General features: G+C 41.6%; 18 protein-coding genes. 15 read left to right on the top strand and 3 right to left on the bottom strand.

Features of this window, described 5'->3' with window-relative positions; translation table 11 throughout:
- Positions 1–65: 65 nt before the first annotated feature.
- Positions 66–3,236: a cytochrome c biogenesis protein CcsA gene (gene ccsA / locus WAA86_RS06730; protein ID WP_337300226.1), complete on the bottom strand. Its 3,171-nt coding sequence runs from the start codon at positions 3,234–3,236 to the stop codon at positions 66–68.
- A 139-nt stretch (positions 3,237–3,375) separates the two neighbouring features.
- Here ccsA and WAA86_RS06725 point away from each other — a divergent pair, with 139 nt between their 5' ends.
- From WAA86_RS06725 to galK, 8 genes are all read left to right on the top strand, one after another.
- Positions 3,376–4,140 carry a Rossmann-like and DUF2520 domain-containing protein gene (locus tag WAA86_RS06725; RefSeq protein WP_337300225.1) on the top strand — a complete coding sequence of 255 codons (765 nt, stop codon included), beginning with the start codon at positions 3,376–3,378 and terminating at the stop codon, positions 4,138–4,140.
- Entirely contained in the window at positions 4,124–4,651 is a 528-nt protein-coding gene (locus WAA86_RS06720; protein ID WP_337300224.1) for a KdsC family phosphatase, read from the top strand. Before WAA86_RS06725 ends, WAA86_RS06720 begins: the two co-directional genes overlap by 17 nt.
- A 5-nt stretch (positions 4,652–4,656) precedes the next feature.
- The gene (locus WAA86_RS06715) at positions 4,657–5,244 is read left to right on the top strand and encodes a Maf-like protein (protein WP_337300223.1); all 588 of its coding nucleotides are present in this window, start codon (positions 4,657–4,659) and stop codon (positions 5,242–5,244) included.
- A gap of 35 nt (positions 5,245–5,279) precedes the next feature.
- The gene (locus WAA86_RS06710) at positions 5,280–6,230 is read left to right on the top strand and encodes a septum formation inhibitor Maf (RefSeq protein ID WP_337300222.1); all 951 of its coding nucleotides are present in this window, start codon (positions 5,280–5,282) and stop codon (positions 6,228–6,230) included.
- The gene (locus tag WAA86_RS06705; protein ID WP_337300221.1) at positions 6,230–6,772 is read left to right on the top strand and encodes a mechanosensitive ion channel domain-containing protein; all 543 of its coding nucleotides are present in this window, start codon (positions 6,230–6,232) and stop codon (positions 6,770–6,772) included. Before WAA86_RS06710 ends, WAA86_RS06705 begins: the two co-directional genes overlap by 1 nt.
- A gap of 78 nt (positions 6,773–6,850) precedes the next feature.
- On the top strand, positions 6,851–9,385 hold the full coding sequence (locus tag WAA86_RS06700) for a PIG-L family deacetylase (protein ID WP_337300220.1): 2,535 nt from the start codon (positions 6,851–6,853) through the stop codon (positions 9,383–9,385).
- 105 nt (positions 9,386–9,490) lie between these two features.
- Positions 9,491–11,206: a sodium:solute symporter gene (locus WAA86_RS06695; protein ID WP_337300219.1), complete on the top strand. Its 1,716-nt coding sequence runs from the start codon at positions 9,491–9,493 to the stop codon at positions 11,204–11,206.
- A 162-nt stretch (positions 11,207–11,368) separates the two neighbouring features.
- A complete protein-coding gene (galK, locus tag WAA86_RS06690; protein ID WP_337300218.1) occupies positions 11,369–12,529 on the top strand; it encodes a galactokinase in 1,161 nt (386 codons plus the stop codon).
- A gap of 147 nt (positions 12,530–12,676) precedes the next feature.
- Here galK and WAA86_RS06685 read toward each other — a convergent pair whose 3' ends face one another.
- Both WAA86_RS06685 and WAA86_RS06680 read right to left on the bottom strand, forming a co-directional pair.
- Positions 12,677–13,522: a DUF2911 domain-containing protein gene (locus WAA86_RS06685; RefSeq protein WP_337300217.1), complete on the bottom strand. Its 846-nt coding sequence runs from the start codon at positions 13,520–13,522 to the stop codon at positions 12,677–12,679.
- Between the two features lie 92 nt (positions 13,523–13,614).
- On the bottom strand, positions 13,615–14,742 hold the full coding sequence (locus tag WAA86_RS06680) for a T9SS C-terminal target domain-containing protein (protein WP_337300216.1): 1,128 nt from the start codon (positions 14,740–14,742) through the stop codon (positions 13,615–13,617).
- Between the two features lie 196 nt (positions 14,743–14,938).
- On the opposite strand from WAA86_RS06680, the gene WAA86_RS06675 reads away from it, so the two are divergent.
- From WAA86_RS06675 to WAA86_RS06645, 7 genes are all read left to right on the top strand, one after another.
- On the top strand, positions 14,939–15,436 hold the full coding sequence (locus WAA86_RS06675; RefSeq protein ID WP_337300215.1) for an SRPBCC family protein: 498 nt from the start codon (positions 14,939–14,941) through the stop codon (positions 15,434–15,436).
- Between the two features lie 35 nt (positions 15,437–15,471).
- Positions 15,472–16,164, top strand: coding sequence for an SDR family NAD(P)-dependent oxidoreductase (locus WAA86_RS06670; protein ID WP_337300214.1), 693 nt, complete (start codon positions 15,472–15,474; stop codon positions 16,162–16,164).
- A gap of 15 nt (positions 16,165–16,179) precedes the next feature.
- A complete protein-coding gene (locus tag WAA86_RS06665) occupies positions 16,180–17,490 on the top strand; it encodes a cryptochrome/photolyase family protein (RefSeq protein ID WP_337300213.1) in 1,311 nt (436 codons plus the stop codon).
- Positions 17,490–18,986, top strand: a complete 1,497-nt coding sequence (locus tag WAA86_RS06660) for a cryptochrome/deoxyribodipyrimidine photo-lyase family protein (protein ID WP_337300212.1) — start codon at positions 17,490–17,492, stop codon at positions 18,984–18,986. Before WAA86_RS06665 ends, WAA86_RS06660 begins: the two co-directional genes overlap by 1 nt.
- Before the next feature lie 57 nt (positions 18,987–19,043).
- Positions 19,044–19,463 carry a DUF1801 domain-containing protein gene (locus WAA86_RS06655; protein WP_337300211.1) on the top strand — a complete coding sequence of 140 codons (420 nt, stop codon included), beginning with the start codon at positions 19,044–19,046 and terminating at the stop codon, positions 19,461–19,463.
- Positions 19,464–19,476: 13 nt separating this feature from the next.
- The gene (locus WAA86_RS06650; protein ID WP_337300210.1) at positions 19,477–20,904 is read left to right on the top strand and encodes an amidohydrolase; all 1,428 of its coding nucleotides are present in this window, start codon (positions 19,477–19,479) and stop codon (positions 20,902–20,904) included.
- Between the two features lie 61 nt (positions 20,905–20,965).
- Positions 20,966–21,493 carry a DUF3124 domain-containing protein gene (locus tag WAA86_RS06645; protein WP_337300209.1) on the top strand — a complete coding sequence of 176 codons (528 nt, stop codon included), beginning with the start codon at positions 20,966–20,968 and terminating at the stop codon, positions 21,491–21,493.
- Positions 21,494–21,521 lie beyond the last annotated feature (28 nt).

Raw genomic sequence — 21,521 nt, 5'->3', positions numbered from 1 at the left:
ATTAAAAAGGTGTCCGAAAACACCTTTATTGAAACCTAAATTTACAAAATGAATAGTTTCTATTCTTAATTTTTGGCATAATTTACGCGGTACCTCCAAAAACTAATAGCTCCAAGAGCAAAGACCGCTGCCACGGTATACCAAATAAAGGTAGGGGTTATCACCTGATCGCCACTGGCATAACTGTGTAATCCCACCAAGTAAAAGTTTACCCCAAAATAGGTCATCATAATACTGGCAAATGCAATGACGCTCATAAAGTTAAAGGTCCATTTGCTTCTCAATCCCGGTACTAATCTACCGTGGATTACAAAGGCATAGACCATGATAGAAATCAAGGCCCAAGTTTCTTTTGGGTCCCAGCCCCAATAGCGGCCCCAACTTTCATTGGCCCATTGTCCGCCCAAGAAATTTCCAATGGTCAACATGATCAGTCCCAATGTAAGGGCCAGCTCATTGATAATGGTCAGCTCCTTAAGGTTGATCTCCATCCGTTTTTTGTTCTTCTTGGTGGTGAGGGTAATCAGGATCAATGAAACCACCCCTAGGATCATCCCTACGGTCAAGGGGCCATAACTGCCCACAATAACGGCCACGTGGATCATTAACCAATAACTATCCAACACAGGCTGGAGATTTGCTATAGAAGGGTCTACCCAGCTCTGGTGGGCAATCCACAAGAGCATAGATGCCACAAATGCTGTTGATGCTATGGTCATGTCACTCTTTCTTCCAAAGGCCAGACCAATACCCATGGTGGCCCACCCTACATAGAGGATACTTTCATAGGCATCACTCCAAGGAGCGTGACCAGAGATGTACCAGCGGAAAATCAATCCTGCTGTATGCCATAGGAACAAAAGTATTATGGTTCCTTTGAAGAAATAGATCCCCACCCTCCAAATAGAACGATCCTTGAATATTTGAAAGATCAAAAAGAAAAACATCAAAACCCCGACTAGGGCATAATACTTATACAATTGGTTGAATATGTCCAATTTATTGTAGAGTACCTCTGCCTTTATCTTGTTTTCGGAAGGCAATATCTCACTACCGTGGTTTTGCTGGTTTTTCTTGAAAGCGGCCAATAATTTTTCAGCTTCCGAATAATCACCTGTTTCCCTAGCTTTATCCAGAGACATCAGATAATAGGGGATGGCATTTTTTACAAAGTTGGCGTAGAGGGAATCTTGGATCTGGAAATTTCCTGAACGGTATTCAATGGTAGAGATCCATTTATTGTTCTCGTCGTTGAGCAAAGGAAATATTTTAATGATTTCTCCGCTCAATGCCCGGTTCAACAAGCCCAATCGAAGATCCACATCCTTAAAATCCTGCTCAAATTTATTGGGCGAATTGGTCGCATAGGCCTTTTCCAAGTAGGGTGCTAATTTATACTGCCCCTTGGCATCAAAAAAGTCGGTTGCCTTTACATATTTCTGCCCTTCAGGGATCCCGATAATATTACGGATACTATCGTTCTGACCTTTTTTGTCCAACGCTATAAATTCTGCATTGTACCAAAGCGATGGGTTTGCCATCATCGATAGGAATACCTGATCTGGATTAAGGTCCTTAAAATTGTTCTTGAAACTTAGTTTTCGCAATAATTCCGCAGCAAAGGTATTGATGGGTTTCATTCGCCCACCATCATCCTGTATGACCAGCTCCCCAAACTTTTCGGCATGGTCCGCGGAAACCGCCGTGGCCTGTAACATAGAATCCACATTTACCGCTTTGGGAATGGCCGTATGGTCATGATCATCGGCTTCCTGAGCTAAACCCGGTAACGTAAAAGCGAATAGGGCCAGCATGGCCATAGTCTTCTTCTTGGCCTTCAATTTATCCAAGGACTGGGCAAGATCCTTAAAACGGGTTTTACCAAAAAGCATAATGCCCAATAATCCGATGTACAATAAAAAATATCCTATATAGGTGATCCACGTACCCCAAACATCATGGTTTACGGACAAAACTGTCCCCTTTTCATCTGGGTGAAAACTGGATTGGAAAAATCGATACCCCTTGTGGTCCAATACGTGGTTCATGAAAATATCATAATCAAACGGACGCTCATCCTCCACGGTCACCTTGCTCATGAAAGAGGCATAGCCCTTTTCCGTACCAGGATACTTTTCGGCTATAAAATCATTCAACTTAATATGAAAGGGCAATTCATTGATTTTGGAACCGTAGGAAAGTGAGAAGTCCAATCCCCCAACATTAAATTTTTCTGAAAAATTGGAAGCGCCCTTACCGCCCAATAGCTTTTTTTGAACTGTTTGCCCATTGGAAGTAATATCCAAGATCAGCGCATCTTGGGAGTTTTTGGTTATTTCATTTTCCGGAAGGGCTACAACGCCGTATGATCCCCTGATCAATGGCTCTGGGATCACAAACTGCATCCCCGCGGTATTATAGAGCGACCGCAATTGCAATGTTTGAACACTATCCTTGATCAACTGGCCCTGGAACTGATCCGCCATCCTCATAAAATCACCCTCAAAAGGGGATTTGATCAGGTATGTACTGTCCGTGGTCATAATATTGATTGCACCTTCCGTCTCCTTGTTCAAGGCAAAAAGCACATTGTGGATACTGGTTATCTCCCCACTTTCCAAAAAGTGATCGTGCCTATCACCGTCTCCGGCCTCAACAATTTTCAAATATTGCTTCCCATTCTCGTCAGGTATCAGTCCTTCTTCGGCACCCTTTATAAAACCAGCATATGAAATGGAGAAGTCCTGCCCGTTAAAATCAAAATTCCAGGGTAGGCTCGACTTCATTGCCTCCGGCGTTACGATCAAATCATCCTCGAAGCGGCGTCTTTGCAATTGCCCATTAATATCCCCATCCACGAAGGCGGTCAAATAGGTTTTATCGGAATAAAATACATTTTCTGAATTTCCTTCCCTTATGGGCATCATTCCCTCATAACTGATATATCTGGTCACAAAAGCTCCTATGATGATCAATATCCATGACAGATGCAGCATCAGCACTGGCCATTTTTCCTTTCTCAGAAGTTTGTATCGAAAGATATTTCCGATGAAGTTGATTACAAAAAAAACCATAATGGCTTCGAACCAAGTAGCATTGTAAATCCAAATTCTTGCTGTTTCCGTACTGTACCAGCTTTCAATGAAGGTGCCAAACGCCATAGCTGTAGCAAATAGGATAAAAAGAATGGCCATTAAACGTGTGGAAAAGAATATCTTTTTGAGCAGTTCTGTCATCGCTAGGATAAAAGTTTTATTTCAGGACGCAAAAATACGGTCTTTTTATGATTTTAGCGGTCAATGCCACATTTAAAAAGTTAAACAAGTTTGTTAATTATTTCCCAAGCCAACACTGCATTAATTTGTATTTTTGAGCATGATTTCAATTGTAATACTCGGCACCGGCAATGTGGCCAAACATTTGTTCGATGCCTTTTTGGCAGTAGACCAAGTAAAGATACTTCAGGTAGTGGGCCGAAGCCAGAAACAGCTTTTGGAATTCTCAAAATTCACGGAGGTAACCACTGGTTTTCAACAGATCAAAGAAGCGGACATATACCTTATCGCTGTCAGTGACGATGCCATCGGAGAGGTATCCGGGAGATTGGCCAACAATAAAGGAGTGGTCGTTCATACCTCGGGAAGTTACCCTATGGACTCCATGTTGGCCATAGAAAGAAGAGGCGTATTTTATCCCTTACAGTCCTTTACCAAAGGAAAAAAAGTTGATTTCAGGAAAATTCCGATCTGTTTGGAAGCCACGTTACAAAAAGATTATCTGCTATTGGACCATTTGGCCCATTTGATTTCTGACCAGGTGTTCCATATTACATCAGAGCAAAGGAAAACGATACATCTGGCAGCCGTATTTGTCAATAATTTCACCAACCACCTCTACAAGATTGGAAACGATCTTTGTACTGAACAGCATATTCCTTTTGAATTATTACAGCCTCTTATTACCGAAACCGCGGATAAAATAAATACCCTAAATCCACATGAGGCACAAACTGGCCCGGCCAAAAGAGGAGATATTACGACTATTGAAAATCACCTGGGCCTACTCAAAAACAAAACCCAAAAGGAAATTTATTCCTTACTTAGCAATTCAATAAAGAAAGATTATGAGCAAGAGTTATAAGGAATACCTCAAAGATATCAACACCTTTGTATTTGATGTAGATGGGGTATTCACAGATGGTACCGTAACCATCACCACCACTGGGGAAATGTTACGAAAAATGAGCATTAAGGATGGTTTTGCCCTCAAAACCGCCATACAAAAAGGATATAATGTATGCATCATTTCTGGAGGTACCAATGAAGGGGTCAGAAGCCGCTTTAGAGGTCTTGGGGTCACAGATATTTACCTGGGGGCCCATTACAAAGAGGACCCATTAAAGGAATATATGGATGTTTATGGAATTAAAGCGGAGCAGATCCTATACATGGGCGATGACCTTCCCGATGTTCCCGTCATGCAAATGGTGGGATTACCCACATGCCCACAAGATGCGGTGCCTGAGGTAAAGGAGGTCTGTAAGTATATTTCACACATCAATGGTGGACATGGTTGTGTCAGGGACGTTATAGAGCAGGTATTAAAAGTGCGCGGTGATTGGGAAGGGAACTTTAGCGCCAGAAACGATTAGCCTTTATGTTGAAAGAACAATTAATTAATTTCAAAATCATTTTGGCTTCCGGCTCTCCAAGACGTCAACAGTTTTTCAAGGAACTGGGATTGGATTTTGAGATACGGCTGAAGCCTGTAGAAGAGGTATACCCCGGTCATTTGAAGGGATCGGAAATTTCAGACTACTTGGCGGCATTAAAAGCCTCTCCCTTGAAAAACGAGCTAAAAGAAAATGAAATTTTGATCACCTCTGATACCGTGGTATGGCACAATGCTATTTCCTTGGCAAAACCTGAGGATGCACAAGAGGCCTACAAGATGATCAAGACCCTTTCCAACGATTGGCACGAGGTGATCACCTCTGTCAGTTTCACTACGACCACAACGCAAAAAACGGAGCACCACAGCACCAAAGTGAAATTCAAACCACTCTCGGATGATGAAATTTGGTACTACATAGAAAACTACAGACCCTTTGATAAGGCGGGGGGCTATGGAATACAGGAATGGATAGGACTTATTGGGATAGAAAAAATTGAAGGCTCCTATGCCAATGTGGTTGGACTACCCACCCACATCGTTTACAAAACGTTAATGGATATGGCCACCTAGGTGATTTTGGGTAATTTTGAGAAAAACACCACACTATGAAACTTCCTTTACTTTTTAGAAAGCATTTCCTATGTATTGTTCTGCTGACCCTCTCCTTTATGTCTTGTAGAAAAGTAGCAAAGACCGAGGAAACATCACCAAAAGAAAGCAGCGTCCAAGATAGGGTTGCTCCCAGAAAAGAACTATCCCAAGCTTTTAAAGATTATTGGTATTCGGGAACGGCAGAGATTACTTCATATACATTGGAGCAGGCCAGGTATGGGGAAATGAGAGGTGGTGAGGCTGTGCTGATCTATGTGACGGAGCCATTTTTAGCGGATAAACAAGTAAAGGCAGACAGGACGGCTTCAAGTAATATCCCAGTGCTAAAATTAAATACTACCAAAAAGTTTTTGACGGGAATTTACCCCTACTCTATCATGACGAGTACCTTCTACCCCGTACATGATAATGGCCATGCCATCAAAATTTCCAATAGCGTGCAGGAATGGTGCGGTCATGTATATGCCCAATTGAACAATAGGGAGAAATTTGACATTATGTCCCATTCCTATTTTGAAAGTGAGGCAGATCAAGAATTCCAATTGGAAAAGGCCCTTTTGGAGGATGAATTATGGAACAAGATCAGGGTTGATCCAAATAGCCTCCCTACAGGTACCATCCAAATTATTCCTTCCTTGGAATATGTGCGGTTAAACCATAAGGAATTAAGGGCCTATGAAGCATCGGCAACTCTCACCAACAAAGGAACCATGAACAATTATATCATTTCCTATCCCGAACTGGATAGGACCTTGGAAATCAACTTCAGCTCCCATTTTCCCTATACCATTGAAAATTGGTCGGAAACGGCACCTAGTGGCTTTGGCCCTGGGGCAAAGCAACTTACGACACGCGCCACAAAAATAAAAACATTAAACACACCTTATTGGCAAGAAAATCACAACAGTGACCTATTTTTGCGCGATAGTTTAGGTTTAAGATAATGGAGGAGTTTTTTTATATATACAAAAGGGAATTACTGGGTACCACTATTTGTATCTTGGTTTTGCTCATTTCTAGAATTGCCAGTACCAAAGCGATAAGAAAAGTCGGGAAACTGGGAGATATCCATGAGGCCAGGACAAGGTTGGTCATAAAATATGTTTCCGTAGGCCATACCATGTTAGGACTTGGTGTACTAATTTTTATATGGGGTGTCAATGTAGAGGAATTAGGTGTCGTATTTTCCTCTGTTTTCGCGGTACTGGGTGTCGCTTTATTTGCCAACTGGTCCATTTTGAGCAATATTACGGCAGGGGTCATTCTGTTTTTCTCCTTTCCATTCAAAATTGGTGACAGAATTCGAATTTTGGATAAGGACTTCCCCGATGAGGCCGTGATATTGGATATTAAGGCATTTTATTTTCACCTGATGAACGACCAAGGGGAACAGCTTACCTACCCCAATAATCTATTACTGCAAAAAGGAGTGGTCCTTATTGAGAAACAGGTGCACTTGGATGAGGATGGCAGTGGAATACTATAGTCTTGTTAAAGAAGTTCTAAAAAATGGAGGTTGGTTGTTAATCTTTCTATATTTGAAAGCCAACTAAAAATCTTCCGTATGCGCCATTTTCTGGTATTTTGTTTTGGGATCATCTTTTCCACCAATCTGCTCATAGCCCAACTGCCAAAAAAAAGCTCCACATCCGATATTTACCATTCGGTCCAAAAGTTAAATTTTTTGGGTACTGCCCTATATATCGCAGCCCATCCAGATGATGAAAACACAAGGCTTATTTCATACCTATCCAACGAGGTCAAGGCCAGAACGGCCTATTTGTCCATGACCCGTGGTGATGGAGGGCAAAATCTTATAGGAACCGAGTTGAGGGAATTATTGGGGGTGCTCAGAACAGAAGAATTATTGGCCGCCCGCAGAATAGATGGAGGTGAGCAATTTTTCACAAGGGCCAACGATTTTGGTTACTCCAAACATCCGGATGAAACCTTGGAAATATGGAACAAAAAGGCTGTATTGGGCGATGTTGTTTGGGCCATAAGGACTCTTAAACCAGATGTGATCATCAATCGGTTCGACCATAGGTCTCCCGGCTCCACGCATGGCCACCATACCTCATCAGCCATGCTGAGTGTAGAGGCGTTTGATCTTGCCAGTGACCAGAGTGCCTATGCATCGCAATTATCCCTAACAGATACCTGGCAACCGAAACGATTGTTCTTCAATACCAGCTGGTGGTTTTATGGCAGTGAAGAGAATTTTAGAAATGCAGATAAGTCCAAGATGCTTTCGTTGGATGTAGGTGTTTATTACCCTTTGATGGGCCTTTCCAATAATGAGATTGCCTCTATGGCCAGCAGTCAGCATTTATGTCAAGGATTTGGTCGTGTTTCAAGTAGAGGTAGTGAAAATGAATATATTGAACTGCTCAAAGGGGACTTGCCCAAAAATAAGGACAATATATTTGATGGCATAGACACCTCTTGGTCCAGGGTGAAAGGGGGAAAAGCCATTGGAGAACTATTGTATGGGGTAGAAAACAACTTCAATTTCAAAGACCCCTCCCAACACCTACCGCAATTGTTAGCGGCCTACAAGCTACTCCAGAATATTTCGGATGAGCATTGGAAGGCTATCAAAACCTTAGAATTGGAGGAAGTCATTGCCAATGTCCTAGGACTCTATCTGGAAGCTTCCTCCGAAGAGACCGATGCAGTTCCCGGAAGCAAGATTACCATTGATGTGGAAGCATTGAAACGCAGTAAGGCAGATCTTAAGTTGAACAGTGTTTCGATCACGGGGAATGCAACATCGCTTTCAACAAACATACCCTTAAAAACCAATATCAAGGAGAACTTTAAAATAGATTTTAAAATCCCTGAGAACACCAATTATACCAGTCCCTATTGGCTTGCCAAAAAAGGTAGTCTGGGAATGTATACCGTAGATGACCAAGAACTTATTGGAAGAGCAGAAACCCCAATTCCATTTATGGCAACCTTCCATATGGCAATTGAAGGTACGCCCATAGCCCTTAAAAGACCAGTGGTCCATCATTATTCAAAACCGGACAAGGGAGAACTTTATGAACCCTTTGAAGTATTACCGGAAATTACTGCCAGAATAAATGATAAGGTCATCATATTCTCTGACTCAAATTCCAAGGATATTCCAGTTCAGATCAGGGCTGGGAGAGATAATGTTGCCGGAAAGATTTCATTGTCCGTTCCGCCAAGTTGGAAAGTGACCCCCTCTGAAATTGATTTCTCCATTGCTCAGAAAGGTGATGAAAACACGGTACACTTTAAAGTAACACCTCCAAATAAAGAAAGTGAGGGGGAAATAACTCCCAAAGTGACCATAGACAAAAAGGTATACTCCCAAGAATTGGTAATCATCAATTACGATCATATTCCAAGGCAATCCGTATTATTGCCAGCCTCCATAAAAGCAGTCCGCCTTAATATCCAAAAGGCAGGAGAAAATATAGGTTACATCATGGGAGCAGGTGATGATGTACCAAAAAGCTTGGAACAGATCGGTTACAAGGTGTTTCCCATTGATCTGAATGAGGTTCAGGAAGGTACATTGGCCAATTATGATGCAATTGTTGTTGGGATAAGGGCCTATAACGTTGTGGATGCCCTGAGGTTTAAGCAAAGATATTTGCTGGACTATGTAAAAAATGGTGGGAATCTTATAATCCAGTACAATACCTCTGGAAGAAGTGGTCTGGATTTCCCTAATCTCGCCCCCTACCCCCTTACCGTTTCCAGGGATCGCGTGACCGATGAAAATTCTCCGGTGACCATATTGGCAAATAACCATCCCTTGGTCAATGTCCCGAACCAGATCACCGAAAATGATTTCAAGGGATGGGTTCAAGAAAGGGGATTGTATTTTCCAAACGAATGGGGCAAGGAGTTCACCCCTATTCTATCCATGCACGACAAAGGGGAGTCCGCTACCCAGGGAAGCCTTTTGGTGGCACCATATGGAAAAGGTAATTATATATACACCGGTTTGAGCTTCTTTAGGGAATTACCGGAAGGTGTTGCCGGCGCCTATAAACTATTCGCAAATATGTTATCTTTAGGCAAAACTAATAGCAACCTGGATAACACGCCAAAAAACTAACCATGCAAGATAAATTTGATTGGAAAAAAGAATATACCGCGGTCATTATTTTAAACGTAATCTATATCGTTATTTTTTACTTTATAATGACATTGAATAAGTAATATGGGAACATTAGACTGGAGTATCCTGATAGGAACCTTATTATTTATTGTAGGTTATGGGGTGTGGAAAACAAGGGGCAGCAAAAGTGTCAATGACTATGTTTTAGGAGGAAGCGAGGCAAAATGGTGGACTATCGGCCTTTCCGTAATGGCAACCCAGGCAAGTGCCATTACTTTTTTATCCACGCCCGGACAGGCATTCCACGACGGTATGGGATTCGTCCAATTCTATTTTGGACTTCCATTGGCGATGATCATCATCTGTATTGTTTTCATCCCCATTTATCATAGATTAAAGGTATATACCGCATATGAGCTTTTGGAGAACCGGTTCGACTTAAAGACGCGGACCCTAACAGCCTTCCTTTTCCTGATTCAACGCGGTTTATCCGCTGGAATTACCATTTATGCCCCTTCCATTATATTATCGGCAGTTCTCGGATGGGATTTAAGGACCTTGAATATCATCATTGGAATTTTGGTGATCATCTACACCGTTTCCGGTGGAACAAAAGCTGTCAGTGTCACTCAAAAGCAGCAAATGTTCATTATCATGACAGGAATGTTCATTGCCTTCTTTTTTATCCTGGGGTACTTACCCAACGATATTAATTTTAGTAAGGCCCTGAAAATTGCAGGTGCCAGCAATAAATTGGACATCCTGAATTTTGAATTCGATACGGATACCAGATATACTTTTTGGAGCGGTATTACCGGTGGATTGTTCTTGGCCCTAGCATATTTCGGCACGGATCAGAGTCAGGTACAGCGTTATCTATCCGGGAAATCAATCAGGGAAAGCCAATTGGGATTAATTTTCAATGGGATCTTAAAAATACCCATGCAATTCTTTATCCTCTTGGTCGGGGTGATGGTTTTTGTTTTTTACCAATACAACCCATCTCCTTTGAATTTCAATCCCGCTGCAACCAATGCCGTAATGCAATCTCCCTTGGCAAAAGACTATGAAATCTTGGAGGAAGGCCATTTGGAGTTGGAAATAGAAAAGAAAATGGCCCAAAATAGGTATTCAGCAGCCTTGGACCTTAAGGAGTACGGTGCCACTGAAGATGCTAAGCAGGATATTATTTCCATCAATAAAAAAGAAAGATATAACAGGGACGCCGCCAAAGCCATGATCCAAAAAGCAGATGGTGCCATTGAAACCAATGACAAGGATTATGTATTTATACATTTTATCTTAAATTACCTCCCCAAGGGACTTGTGGGACTATTGTTGGCCGTAATATTATCTGCTGCCATGTCCTCCACTGCTTCGGAGCTGAATGCCTTGGGAACCATAACCGCACTGGATCTTTACAAGCGGTACAAGACGGCCGGACTTACGGAAGAGCATTACGTGAAGGTATCCAAGTTGTTCACCCTATTATGGGGAATCGTAGCTATTTTGATTGCCTGCGTGGCAAATTTATTTGATAATCTTATCCAATTGGTGAATATTATTGGCTCTATATTCTATGGAAATGTATTGGGTATCTTCCTCATTGCATTCTTCTTTAAATTTATTAAAGGGAATGGTGTTTTTGTTGCGGCCATTATCACACAGATAATAGTGATCATAGGATTTAAATACGATTGGATGTCCTACCTTTGGTTAAATGCTTTTGGTTGTGCCCTGGTCATTCTTCTCGCCCATATCCTGGAAGGATTTGATAGGTTGCTCAAAAATCCGCCCATCAAGCCTGAAGACTTATAAATACCGGTTCACGAGGAATAAGATTTTTTAGTACAACATATCTTTTGTTAAAACCATGACCCCTAATGCACTGTAAGTAGGGATAGAACGTTATAGCTTACTGGCAGGAGGTATCCTCATCAGTAAGGTACACCTTCCATTGTTTTTATATTTTATTTTTAGATGACACAAGGAATAGTAGCGGCATACTTTAAAGAACATTACGGTCGCCATCCCATCATGGTGAAAGCCCCTGGCAGGATCAACATTATTGGGGAGCATACCGATTATAATTTAGGTTATGTATTGCCGGCTAGCATAGAAAAATCGATCTACTTTGCCATTCAAAAAAATAACACCAAATCCCTTCAGATTGAAGCTTTTTTAAGTCAGCCAGAAAAAATCACGCTATCCGTAGATGGTACGCCGGGTAAATTTGAATCTCCATGGGGAAATTATTTCCAGGCAATATGGGGAATCTTGTTGGAAAGAAAATATCCCGTTCAGGGGTTGGACTGTGTATTTGGGGGTGATATTCCCATCGGTTTTGGCCTATCCTCTTCGGCTGCACTTTGCTGCGGCTTTACCTATGCCGTTTCTGTGACCTTCAATTTAAATATCCCCAGATCAGAAATAGCCCTTATTGCGCAAGCAGCAGAACACCGTATAGGTTTGAACTGCGGTTTGATGGACCAATATGCGGTATTGTTCGGTAAAAAATCCCACGCCCTATTCTTGGATTGCCAAGATCTAAGCTTTGAATATATTCCCATCAAATTAAAAGGGTATCAATGGATATTGATCAATTCCAACGTGAAACATGAATTGGCCGTGGATTCCGAATATAATTTACGCAGAAAATCATGCGAAGCCGTCTTAGATAGACTAAAGGAACGCAACAAGAACATAACATCATTAAGGGCCGCTTCCTTAGAGGATCTGAAGAGCATAGAAGGTACTATCTCGAAGATAGATTACAGGAGGGCCTTTCATGTTATCCAAGAAAATGATCGTGTCCTAAAAATGGCCAAAGCCCTGAAGGAAGGAGATGCAATAGGTGTGGGAACCCTCCTATGGGAAGGCCACTCATCGCTATCCACAGACTATGACGTTAGTACAAAAGAATTGGATTTCTTGGTGAATATTGCCGTACAACAGTTGGGCGTAATCGGATCTAGAATGATGGGAGGCGGTTTTGGCGGTTGTACCATCAATCTGATCAAAAAGGAACTTGCAGCGAAGGCCATAAAGGAAATTATTACAGCCTATAAGGCCAAAACAGGTATAACCGCTATCCATTACCCTGTCCAGATAGGGAATAGTTTAGAATTGCTTTCCACATAAAATGTTCATTGGATCAAAAAGGTAATCCAGACAAAATGCCACCCAACTGTTACCTCCTATTTAAGGAATCCATATTCTTTATTTGGTACATAAAAAAAACCCAACTGCAGTACAGTTGGGCTTTTTGGTATTTTTTAGGGGTTCCATTTATTTTGCACCCCACTCTTTTAGGGAATCTTTGTTCATTTTAATATAATCTGCATTCCCCGCAGCTTCTGCACCGGCCAAAGACTTTTTGGCGGCTTCAATAGCACCTTTCTTGTCCCCAGATTTGGCCAAGATCAATGATTGTTGTCTCAATTGCCAGAATGCCGGTTTGGCGGTCATGGCCATTGCCTTATCCATCCAAGCTTTTGCTTTTGCGATGTCTTTTCCTTCACTATAGAAATATACAGCAGCGGCATAATAATCTCCAGCATCTGGACCAGCCATTGTTTTTTCTATATCCTTCATCACCATGGCATCGGTAGGAACTTCAAACTTAACACCTACATAAACCTTTTCCCAAAGTATTCCCAAAACAGCAGAATTGCTCGTCAAATCATCGAAAGTCATGGTAAATGTTTCAATGGGCATTTCCATGTTATATACTTCTACTGTAGTCTTTGCAGCTACTTTGGACTCATCCCAAGTTGCTGGAGTTCCTCCTCCTTGAGTATCTGTGTAGAAAAATACCTCCCAAGAAGTTGCACCGGGCTTAGTGAATATGGCATAAGAACCAGCCTTAAGGGTCTGTCCGTCTACCATTACATCGTCACTAAAAGTGATTTTTGTCCTTGCATTGGCACCAGTACGCCATAGCATGTCAAAAGGAACCAAATCTCCAAAGACGGTTCTTCCTCTCATGGATGGTCTGGAATATTCCAAGGTTACCTCTGTTAATCCCACAGTCTGCCATACTTTTGCAGCAGGACTTGGAGCTGGAGTCTCAATTTGCGCCTGTACTGAATATGTGGCAACAACAGCTAATAATACTAGTACTATTTTTTTCATTTGATTACGATTTATACGTTTCCTCAAAACTACTTATAATACAAGGGTAGATTTGTTAAGGGTTTCTTAAATAATAGTGTGGTGCTTTCTTTTCAATTCATCCAAAAGGGTGCCGAAACGATCCCCTTGTCCGTATAAAAGGTAAGATAATAGATGGCTGAACTCAGGGTGGCCAGGTTGACGGTATTTTCCCTAATATCCTTTCCCAAAATATATTTTACTCTCCTCCCATTACCATCAAAAATGGCCCTCCCCAAAATTTCGCTATTAATATCGTATTCCAGTTCATTGGAGCCAAATCTTTTATATATGCGTAGGCCATGTTTATCTTCTACAGGGGCTGGTTCTACAATAACGTTATCGGATGTATCAAAGGAAAAGAGCCGGGATTCCGAAGTAATCATAGGACTATTGCTGGTAAACCTTTCGGAAGAAAAATAATAGTGGTTTTCATCCCTATAGGTAATCCCTTCCACTTGTAAAAAACCTAAGTTCAACTCCTTTTTCACCACAGAACCGGAAAACAAATTCTCCGAACCCAAGTTGTCTGCCCGGACGGTAAAAGGAAGTAAGAATTTTGAATACCCAATGAGGTAAAGGACTTCGGTATCTGGATTAAAACTGGCACCGGTAACCAAACCATTTACAGGATAATCCCCAATCTTTAATGCCTTATAGGTCCCAGGGATTTTGGGAATGGAATAGGCTGCAGTCCCATTTTTTTGCCATTGTTTGGTCAGAACCACCAGCTCCTCCCCCAAAACAAAAAGAGCCTCGGCATCCCAATCGCTATTGGGACTTGAATCAAAGTTGGTCTGGTCAGTATAGGCATATTCTATCTTTTCGGCCATCACAATATCGGACCGGTCATAATCCCTTTTCAATATCCTATATATGGATAAATCCTGCCTACTGCCATTGTTGTTACCTATATCCCCAATGTAGATATAGGTGTCATCCTGCGTGATGTCCTCCCAGTCTACATTGATTGCATTGTCAATATTGATGATACGCGTTATTTCCAAGGTAAGGGTATCCAATTCAAAAAGTTGGGCGGTATTGCCAGAATCATTGTGGGTGATTAGTTTATTGTTGTGGTAGATTAACCCCGAAGTCTCAAAAACAGCTTGGGGCATCATACCCAATTCCCTCACATTGTCCTGCGCCTGGCTGATGGCAACAACTAAAAAAAAGAAATAAACAAAACCAACTGCTTTCATGATTATAACGCTTGGGGAAATTTACAAATTTAGAACCAACGAATAAATAAATTCGGCTATCTGTGTTCAATATCCCGATGACATAAAACCCATTCCTCAATATGATGCTTTCAAAATTCTTGATATTTTAATTTTGTTTAACTTTTATAATTATAATTTAAACATAAATACACTTATCTTTGGACAAACCTAAGCCATGAAATTGTACCAACTGCGTTCCAAACAAGCATTGCCCATTACTCAAAAAGAAGCGTGGGAGTTTTTATCCCAGCCTAAGAACCTCAAGGAAATCACCCCAGAGCATATGGGCTTTCATATTCTATCAGGGGCCGATAAGCCCATGTTCCCTGGTCAGATCATACAATATAAGGTTTCCCCATTTCCTGGATTTACTACCAAATGGGTCTCAGAAATCACCCACGTGGACCACGGGCATTACTTTGTGGATGTACAATTATTTGGACCCTATGCCCTATGGCACCACAAGCACTTTATCAACCCTATTGAAGGTGGCGTGATCATGGAAGATATCATCGATTATAAGATACCCTTGGGGATATTGGGACAGATGGCCCATCCCTTACTAGTAAAAAATCAACTCAAGCAAATTTTTAAATTCAGAGAGCAAAAATTGACCAGTTTATTTGGATCCATGGAGAATATGCCCAATGAATTAATTTTTGATTCCTTTTAACAAAACGGATATATTATAAATAAGAAACAGAACATATGAAAAAGAACATTGTATTAATTGGAGGAACACATGGAATAGGACATGCTATTGTTTCACAAATAGCTTCAGATCACAATTTATTTATTGCTTCAAGAACCAATGAAGGCTTGGACAACCTTGATGTAGAACATATTTTATTTGATGCTACCAAAGACGAGATAGGCACTGATCAATTACCGGAAGAAATCCATGGATTTGTATTTTGCCCGGGTAGTATCAACTTAAAACCGTTCAAGATGATGGGACTGGATACCTTTGAACAAGATATGCAGTTGAACTTTTTTAGTCTTGTAAGGGTCTTAAAAACCATTATGCCAAAAATGGCCGATAATGCCAGCATGGTTTTCTTTAGTACGGTCGCAGTTACCAGTGGTATGCCATTCCACACCAGTGTTTCTGCCTCTAAAGGTGCCATTGAAGGATTTGCTAAGTCGCTCGCTGCTGAATATGCTCCAAAATTAAGGGTAAACGTAGTAGCTCCTTCCCTTGTAGATACTCCGTTGGCCACAAGACTTTTGAACAACGAGAAAAAGAGAGAGGCCATGGCCGACAGGCACCCTTTAAAAAGAGTGGGGACACCCGAAGATATTGCGAATATAGCCGTATTTTTATTGAGCGATGATAGTAGCTGGATGACCGGACAGATTATTGGTGTAGATGGAGGTCTATCTACCTTGAATATCAATTAAAAAGTAACATTGTACATGAGTAAGAAGGTTTCCATTTTTTGGTTTAGAAGGGATTTACGCCTCGATGACAACGTGGGATTTTTAGCGGCGTTGAAAGGTGAATACCCTGTGCTGCCCATTTTCATTTTCGACAGTGAAATTCTGGAAAAACTCCCTGAAGATGACCCTAGAGTAAACTTTATACATGAAACGTTGCAACAGATGCGGTCCGAGCTCCAAAATCAACACAATAGCTCTATTGCCATTCTCAAGGGCAAACCAAAGGACACCTTCAAAAAACTTCTTGAAGAATACGAAATTGCCGAAGTTTATACCAATAGGGATTATGAGCCATATGCTTTGAAGAGGGATTCTGGGATTGAAGAACTTTTGGAAACAATCAATATCCCATTTCATACCTTTAAAGATCAGGTGATTTTTGAAAAAAACGAGGTGGTCAAAGACGATGGAGATCCTTATGTGGTGTACACCCCTTATAAAAAAAAATGGAAAGAAGCCTTTTCAGAGAAAGAAGATCTGAAAATTCACTACACTAGCCAATACCTTCAAAACCTAATTCAACATAGTAGGCTTCCCAATCTTTCCTTATCCGATATTGGGTTTAAAGCATCGGACATCAAAGTCCATGATTACGATGTAACTCCAACCCTTATAGAAAACTACGAGGATACCCGTAATTTCCCGGCAATGGAAAATGGCACCTCCAGATTAGGACCTCATTTACGATTTGGAACGGTATCGATCCGAAAAATGATGAAAAAGGCCTTGGCTGAAAAAAATGATGTCTTCTGGAGCGAATTGGTATGGCGAGAATTTTTTATGCAGATCCTGTGGCATTTTCCACATACGGTTACCGATGCCTTTAAATCTAAATACGACCGGATTCCTTGGAGAAACAATGAAGAGGAGTTTGAAAAATGGAAAAATGGACAAACAGGATACGCCCTTGTAGATGCTGGGATGCGGGAACTCAATGCTACGGGCTATATGCACAATAGGGTAAGAATGTTGGTGGCTAGCTTTTTGTGCAAGCACCTGTTGATCGATTGGCGCTGGGGAGAGGCGTACTTTGCAGAAAAGCTTATGGATTATGAAATGAGCAGTAATGTGGGGAACTGGCAATGGGCAGCGGGAAGCGGCGTGGACGCTGCTCCTTACTTCAGGATTTTCAATCCCATGACCCAGATTGATAAGTTCGACAAGCAAAAGCAATACATTCATAAATGGATACCTGAATTGGAAAAAAGCTCTTATCCTGATAAAATGGTAGACCATAAAGAGGCAAGGGAACGCTGTTTAAGTACCTATAAGCAGGCTTTGGCATAATGGTCATTGTTTGGTTTAAAAGGGACTTAAGACTCATGGACCATGAGCCTTTGGCAAAAGCTATAGCGACAAAGCAGAAAATTTTGTTGCTCTATAGCTTCGAGCCTTTTTGGACAAAAGATCCGCATTATAGCGAATTACATTTTAACTTTATCAAGCAAAGTCTCATAGACATCAACATGCAACTGGCAGCACACCATACCGAAGTGTTCTGTATTTCCGAAGATATTCCCGAGGCATTGCAGAAACTGCAGGACGTGGAAAAAATAACCCATTTGTTCTCACATCAGGAAACGGGTATGCTCATCACCTATCAGCGGGACAAACAAGTTGCCCAATGGTGCAGAAACCATAATATTACTTGGGAGGAAAGTATCCAAAATGGAGTTTTCCGAGGTCGTAAAAATAGGTCGGAATGGCAGAAAGATTGGGTGTCCTTCATGAATCAAAATCCTATCAACCCAAGTATGGAAGCCGGACGGTTTTATTCGACCGAAGAACTCCACACCACATTCAAACCAATTTTTAGTGCTCCAGATCTTTCATGGGTCCATCAACCCAATTTACAAAAAGGAGGCACCTCCCAAGGTGTCAAATATTTGCGCTCTTTTATTGAGCAAAGGATATCGGGATACAATTTTCATTATTCCAAACCCCTATCGTCCAGAAAGCACAGTAGTAGACTCTCCCCTTATTTGGCTTGGGGAAATCTATCCATGATACAGGTGTGTCAATTCGCGGCCAACCATAAAAATGACGTCAAGGATAAAAGAACCTTAAATTCATTTCTTTCCCGCCTTCGTTGGCAGGCACACTTCATTCAAAAATTTGAAATGGAGGGAAGCATGGAATTTGTAAGTATAAATTCAGGGTACCACCAGCTGGTCAAACCCATAAGGCCAGATTTTCAACAGGCATGGCGGGAAGGTCGTACGGGAGTGCCCATGGTTGATGCCGCTATGCGCTGTCTGGTACAGACCGGATTTGTCAATTTTAGGCTACGGGCCCTCCTGGCATCGTTCTTCACCCATCTATTATGGCAGCCATGGCAAGATTGTACGGAACATTTAGCACAACACTTTTTGGATTTTGAACCAGGCATACATTTTCCACAACTCAACATGCAGGCAGGGGAAACAGGAATAAACACCATCAGGATTTACAATCCCGTTAAAAACGGAATAGAGCACGACCCAGAAGGTCGTTTCATAAAAAAATGGGTCCCAGAATTGGTAAATCTTCCAAAGGAATACGTCCACGAGCCATGGAACATTCCCAGCATGGAACAACAGTTTTTAAACTTCGCTCTTGGTATAGATTATCCACATCCCATTGTTGATCTACATCAGGCAAGAATATATGCCAGTGATACCCTGTACAAGTCTAAAAATTCCAGGCAAGTAAAAATAGAAGGTGCCAGAATTATAAACAAGCATACGTTGCCGGGAAGACCTGTATGGGACAAGCAAAAACCCCATAATCAACATAAACAGTAGAGCTGTTTTATTTTTGGCGTTCTTTCATAATTGTTATCTTTAGGAAAGCTTAAAAAGATGTCCGGAAATAAAACAACACCTACCAATGCCCCGGTTACCGATTTCTTAAATTCCATTGAGAATGAGACGCGAAGGAAAGACTCTTTCGCCATGCGCCAGCTAATGGAAGGGATTACAGGTGAACCTGCTGTAATGTGGGGAGACAGCATTGTAGGTTTTGGCAGCTACCATTACAAATACGATAGTGGTAGGGAAGGCGATATACTTCTTACCGGCTTTTCTCCCAGGAAACAAAATCTAACACTTTATATCATGTCTGGTTTTGGAGGGTTCCAAGAACTAATGGATAAATTGGGGCCGCACAAAACGGGAAAATCCTGCCTCTATATTAAAAATTTATCAGATATTGACATGGATATTCTCACTGAACTGATTACAACCTCTTATAACCATTTTGATCAAAAAAATAATGCATAAATATTCCAAACACATGAAAAAAACAATGCTTCTCATGATACTGCTGGCCTCCACCACGGTATTTGCCCAAAAAATGAACACTAACAAGAAGGCTATCATTGCTTCCGTGGAACGACATGAGGCGTCCTTGATCAAGATTAGCGACTCTATATGGGCATTGGCAGAAACAGCCTTCGAGGAAAAACAATCCTCAAAAATATTGGCGGACTATGCCGAAAAAAATGGTTTTACCGTGGAGCGTGGCGTCGCAGGAATTCCCACAGCATTTGTTGCCACCTACGGTAGCGGCAGTCCCGTTATTAGTGTTTTGGGAGAATTTGATGCCCTTCCCGGAATATCGCAAAAGGCGCTGCCTACCAAAGACCCTTTGAACGAAGGGGCTGCCGGACATGGATGTGGACATAACCTTTTTGGTGCAGCCAGTTTAGGTTCGGCCATTGCCGTAAAAGAATTGATGGAACAAGGAAAAATAAAAGGGACCGTCAAATTTATGGGTACCCCCTCAGAAGAAAAGTTCTTTGGTAAGATCTGGATGGTCCGAGAAGGCATTTGGGATGGAGTGGATGTAAACGTTAGTTGGCACCCAAGTGCGGATACGAAGGCAGATGTCCAAAGTACCTTGGCGTTGGTAGATTTTAAAGTAGAATTTTTTGGGCAGGCAGCCCATGCCTCCATGGATCCTTGGAACGGCCGAAGCGCCTCCGATGCCCTGGAATTGTATACCAATGGTATCAATTATTATAGAGAACATATTAAGCCAACCGTACGTATCCATTACCACATTCAAGACGGGGGGCAAGTGGTCAATGTGGTTCCAGATTACTCCAGAATATGGGTCCGAGTACGTGATAGTAAGCGAAGTGGCATGATGCCAGTTTATGAAAGGGTTCAGAAAATGGCAGAAGGTGCTGCTATTATGGCCAATGTGGATTATAAGATATCCTTGATTTCAGGTATATATGAAACCTTGGTAAACCGCTCCGGAGGAGAGATCATGCAGAAGAATTTAGAACTTTTGGGACCAATTACCTATACAGATGAAGAGACCGCCTTTGGCAAAAAAATCCAAGAGGCAACGGGAAAAGCTCAAGTAGGTATGGACAGCAATATTACCCCTTTGGAAGAAACCATTGAAAATCCTGGTGGTGGATCTACGGATGTAGGAGATGTCAGTTGGAATGTAGCAAACATTAATTTGGGAGTAACGGTTGCTCCCAAAGACACCCCTTGGCACTCCTGGGCAGTCGTTGCCTGTGCTGGAATGAGCATTGGTCATAAAGGCATGGCACACGCAGCCAAAGCCATGGGAATGACCATGTTAGACCTGTTCGAAAACCCTAAATTGGTTGAAAAGGTAAAAGCGGAATACAAGGAACGAAAAGGAAGCGAGGTCTACGAGGCCATAGTACCGGCAGGACCTCCTCCAATAGGCACCAACTAAGCTAAAATCATAAACAGCAAGGTCAGCGTATTTTAAGATTGACTGTTATAAAGATTATATTATGATTAAAAAACTAGTGATTATGAGGTCCATAAGCCTACTCCTATTCTGTATTTTAATTACTGTTGGATGTGAGGAATCCAAGGAAGTAAGTCATATGGACCCCGTAAACTGGGAAAAGCGAAAAATAAAGCTCAATCCCACCGATAGTCTGGTCAAGGGAAGTACGTATTTGTCCATCTATTCAGAAATCTATGATAGAAGTGAAAAAGGGACACATAGTTTAACCGCTACGGCGAGTCTGCGCAATATCAGTTCTAAAGATTCTGTGTATATCCTTCGTACGGACTATTTTGATACTAAAGGAAAATTGATAAGGACGTATTTTAAAGAGCCCATTTTCATTAAGCCTTTAGAAACCATTCACATTGTCATAGACCAAGATGATATGCACGGTGGAACAGGTGCCAACTTCACCTTTGAATGGGCGACCAAAAAAAACATACACGAACCTCTTTTTGAGGCAGTCATGATTTCCACTACGGGACAACAGGGAATTTCCTTCACCACGCATGGAGTTAAAAGATGATTGTATAAAACGCAAATTGTTTCCTGCC

The sequence above is a fragment of the Sediminicola sp. 1XM1-17 genome (assembly GCF_037203765.1).
In the GTDB taxonomy this organism is placed as follows: Bacteria; Bacteroidota; Bacteroidia; order Flavobacteriales; family Flavobacteriaceae; genus Sediminicola.
The sequence above is the reverse complement of the archived record's forward strand: the minus strand, read 5'-3'. Positions and strand labels throughout refer to the sequence as shown.

Excerpts from the sequence above, each read along its gene's own strand:
- ccsA (WP_337300226.1), bottom strand. The coding sequence starts at position 3,236 with ATGACAGAACTGCTCAAAAAGATATTCTTTTCCACACGTTTAATGGCC.
- WAA86_RS06725 (WP_337300225.1), top strand. The coding sequence starts at position 3,376 with ATGATTTCAATTGTAATACTCGGCACCGGCAATGTGGCCAAACATTTG.
- WAA86_RS06720 (WP_337300224.1), top strand. The coding sequence starts at position 4,124 with ATGAGCAAGAGTTATAAGGAATACCTCAAAGATATCAACACCTTTGTA.
- WAA86_RS06715 (WP_337300223.1), top strand. The coding sequence starts at position 4,657 with ATGTTGAAAGAACAATTAATTAATTTCAAAATCATTTTGGCTTCCGGC.
- WAA86_RS06710 (WP_337300222.1), top strand. The coding sequence starts at position 5,280 with ATGAAACTTCCTTTACTTTTTAGAAAGCATTTCCTATGTATTGTTCTG.
- WAA86_RS06705 (WP_337300221.1), top strand. The coding sequence starts at position 6,230 with ATGGAGGAGTTTTTTTATATATACAAAAGGGAATTACTGGGTACCACT.
- WAA86_RS06700 (WP_337300220.1), top strand. The coding sequence starts at position 6,851 with ATGCGCCATTTTCTGGTATTTTGTTTTGGGATCATCTTTTCCACCAAT.
- WAA86_RS06695 (WP_337300219.1), top strand. The coding sequence starts at position 9,491 with ATGGGAACATTAGACTGGAGTATCCTGATAGGAACCTTATTATTTATT.
- galK (WP_337300218.1), top strand. The coding sequence starts at position 11,369 with ATGACACAAGGAATAGTAGCGGCATACTTTAAAGAACATTACGGTCGC.
- WAA86_RS06685 (WP_337300217.1), bottom strand. The coding sequence starts at position 13,522 with ATGAAAAAAATAGTACTAGTATTATTAGCTGTTGTTGCCACATATTCA.
- WAA86_RS06680 (WP_337300216.1), bottom strand. The coding sequence starts at position 14,742 with ATGAAAGCAGTTGGTTTTGTTTATTTCTTTTTTTTAGTTGTTGCCATC.
- WAA86_RS06675 (WP_337300215.1), top strand. The coding sequence starts at position 14,939 with ATGAAATTGTACCAACTGCGTTCCAAACAAGCATTGCCCATTACTCAA.
- WAA86_RS06670 (WP_337300214.1), top strand. The coding sequence starts at position 15,472 with ATGAAAAAGAACATTGTATTAATTGGAGGAACACATGGAATAGGACAT.
- WAA86_RS06665 (WP_337300213.1), top strand. The coding sequence starts at position 16,180 with ATGAGTAAGAAGGTTTCCATTTTTTGGTTTAGAAGGGATTTACGCCTC.
- WAA86_RS06660 (WP_337300212.1), top strand. The coding sequence starts at position 17,490 with ATGGTCATTGTTTGGTTTAAAAGGGACTTAAGACTCATGGACCATGAG.
- WAA86_RS06655 (WP_337300211.1), top strand. The coding sequence starts at position 19,044 with ATGTCCGGAAATAAAACAACACCTACCAATGCCCCGGTTACCGATTTC.
- WAA86_RS06650 (WP_337300210.1), top strand. The coding sequence starts at position 19,477 with ATGAAAAAAACAATGCTTCTCATGATACTGCTGGCCTCCACCACGGTA.
- WAA86_RS06645 (WP_337300209.1), top strand. The coding sequence starts at position 20,966 with ATGATTAAAAAACTAGTGATTATGAGGTCCATAAGCCTACTCCTATTC.